The 2,560-nt window shown below is 28.2% G+C and carries 3 protein-coding genes; all 3 read right to left on the minus strand.

Annotation, left to right across the window (positions count from 1 at the left end):
- Window positions 1-1,039, minus strand: a 1,039-nt coding sequence (locus SPJ17_RS07015) for a sigma factor-like helix-turn-helix DNA-binding protein (protein ID WP_321094068.1), incomplete at its 3' end; no start/stop codon positions are given.
- Between the two features lie 19 nt (window positions 1,040-1,058).
- Entirely contained in the window at window positions 1,059-2,300 is a 1,242-nt protein-coding gene (locus tag SPJ17_RS07020; RefSeq protein WP_321094071.1) for a hypothetical protein, read from the minus strand.
- Between the two features lie 16 nt (window positions 2,301-2,316).
- On the minus strand, window positions 2,317-2,484 hold the full coding sequence (locus SPJ17_RS07025; RefSeq protein ID WP_321094073.1) for a hypothetical protein: 168 nt from the start codon (window positions 2,482-2,484) through the stop codon (window positions 2,317-2,319).
- Window positions 2,485-2,560: the final 76 nt, after the last annotated feature.

A 2,560-nucleotide genomic window follows, 5' to 3' on the forward strand; every position in this document is an offset into this window, starting at 1 on the left:
GTTCATCGTATTCAATCGAAGGCATAAGAATTTTTTTAGGGCATACATTATTATGAACGATATAATTCTTTGTTTTTGAATAATCATCATCTAAATATAAATCAATTATTCCTTTTAAGTAATAATAATTATTTATCCCTAATTCAATTAATTCATTCTTAAATTGTTCATACAAATCTTTATAATAAATGTTGCCAATTGAGTTTTTTATTTCAATAAGAATTCTATCTAACAATGAATCGGGAATCATTATAATAGAATCCTTATGGATATATGTTCCTCTATCTATTAAGCAAAAATCTTCTCTATCCAATATCCCAAATAATTCTCTTGAATTATAATCATCAAAAATAAGATTGTATTTTTTTAGCTCAGCATTTAATATATCTAATTGCTCCTTATTGCTTGGCCTAAAGCCTAAAGGAAACATTCTCTTAATAACATCCACAACCTCTTTTGATGCTTTTATACCTCTTTTTCTATAAACATCATGTGTAAAAAGGAACTCTTTTTTTACAATTGCTTGGGCTGAATATGGCAATTCATTAAATTCCTGAATTGTATAAGAATACTTTAATACATCGACTATATCAACTAAAGCACCAATAATGTTAGTTATGTTTTTATCATATATTATTTTATGGGTTTTATCGTATATTATATGAAAATTAGTTAAACCGTATAGATATGCTAGCATAAAGGCTTTTGTTTTATCACCTAGGAAATTAAATAAAGTATCAATGGTTATATAAGCAAGCTTTGTGCTATTTGTTATATAGTTATATACTTTTTCTAGAGTTGCTTTTGCTTTTATTTTTATAAATCGATATCTTAGCTTATTAGTAGCAATCTTTTCTAATTGGCGAATTCGTTCTTTACTTAAACCATATACATTACCAATATCTTCATATGTTTTGAATTCATTATCAAAGTTATTTCGATATGAAATAATCTCTAGATATCTAGGCTCTAAATAATCAAATATTCCAAGTAGATTATCAATATCTTTTAAAAGTTCTAGTCCCTCAAAATCATTCATTTTAGAGCCTCCCATCTTATTATTTTTCTTCTTCCTCAAATCCTTTTTCAAAAAAATACATATCTATAATTTTCATTGGAGTATATAAATCATTTAGCTTTGATATTTCTTTTTTTATTTCTTCTTCATTCGCTTTAGCAAAAGCACATAATTCTTTTATTGATTGTGAACCCATCTTTTGAGTCATATTAAGGCTTGCTAATCCTTGCTTAACATATCTATCATAAGCAACCGTACAACCAAGTGTACCTAGCATAATTTTTGACACTAAAGTATCCGTAACATTATCGATAGTTTTTAATTCCTCACTTCCTTCAGAAAAGTATTTCTTTCCAGCATAATTATTTCTAATTAGAAAAGCTACTTCTTGAATCAATCGAATATCTTGATTGGTAACTTCTCCAAAGGGATTAAAGTTAATTAAGGAATCATATTTATCGCTACACAAAACATCTACTATAGGTCTTGAAAATAAATAATCTTTTTGCATTAAAAATGAATTTCTTAACATTCCCCAGCTTGCTAGGTAAGCATACAAATGTAATGTGATTAAATCCCTTTTTGTTTCATCCTTTCTATATTTTAAAAATACACTTCTTATATGATCATAGGACATATATCTACCATTTTTATCAGCATGGTAAATACCATAGAATTTATCCACATATTTTATAATATCTACCTTTTTACCTTTTATAGCAGTTGATATTATCTTAGGCTCATTATTAATTTCTTGATTATTTACCACTAATTTAATTTCGCCATTTAATAGTTTACTGACTTGACGTTCTAATTCATTCGTAATCTTATCACCAAACATAGCTTTAGTCCAACCGTTAGCAAGTAAGATGATTCTACATATTTCTTTTCTATTCTCGATGTCAAAACCATCTACTCTAGCTATCATTGGTCCATTGGTATAGGGATTTTTAACCATACGATATTCAATACCATCTACAGTAAAAGAACTCTCATTCTTTTCTACCTTATGTACTACCTGTGGAGAAGATAAAGCGTTTGGCTTCTTTCCAACCTTAACAAATTTAATAGTAAGAGCACTTAAGTCAGGATACATTCTATATCCTTTTTCTAATACAGCTACAGCCATTGTATGTGTTTCAGTTGGAGACCAATATGCAGTATATTTATATGCTGAATTTGATAATGGAAAACCTAAAATGCCTTCAAGTTCTTTGAATGACAAAGTAAAATCATCCTTCTTTCCTACCAAATATCTTTCTAATCTATAAAACTTATCCATTCCTATACCTCACATTTTACCAATCTTCTGCATTGTCATCAGTATCTGCATCTAATTCTGATTGTGGTCTGATATGATCACGACCAAATCCAACATCAGCGAATGTTTCTCCACATTTAAGGCATTCCCATTCACCATCAAATAATTCTTCCATCTCTTTATTACAATAAGGACGTCTAGGCATAATTACCTCCTTAATGCTTATTAAGCTGACTTATATTTAATAATCAATTTTCTTAAAGCATTCTTAAAAGATTGTT

This window comes from Anaeroplasma sp., assembly GCF_034179385.1.
Lineage (GTDB): Bacteria > Bacillota_I > Bacilli_A > Acholeplasmatales > Anaeroplasmataceae > Anaeroplasma.

What these genes read in the sequence shown, in the direction of transcription:
- SPJ17_RS07020 (WP_321094071.1), bottom strand. Translation starts at nt 2,300, where the DNA reads ATGGATAAGTTTTATAGATTAGAAAGATATTTGGTAGGAAAGAAGGAT.
- SPJ17_RS07025 (WP_321094073.1), bottom strand. Translation starts at nt 2,484, where the DNA reads ATGCCTAGACGTCCTTATTGTAATAAAGAGATGGAAGAATTATTTGAT.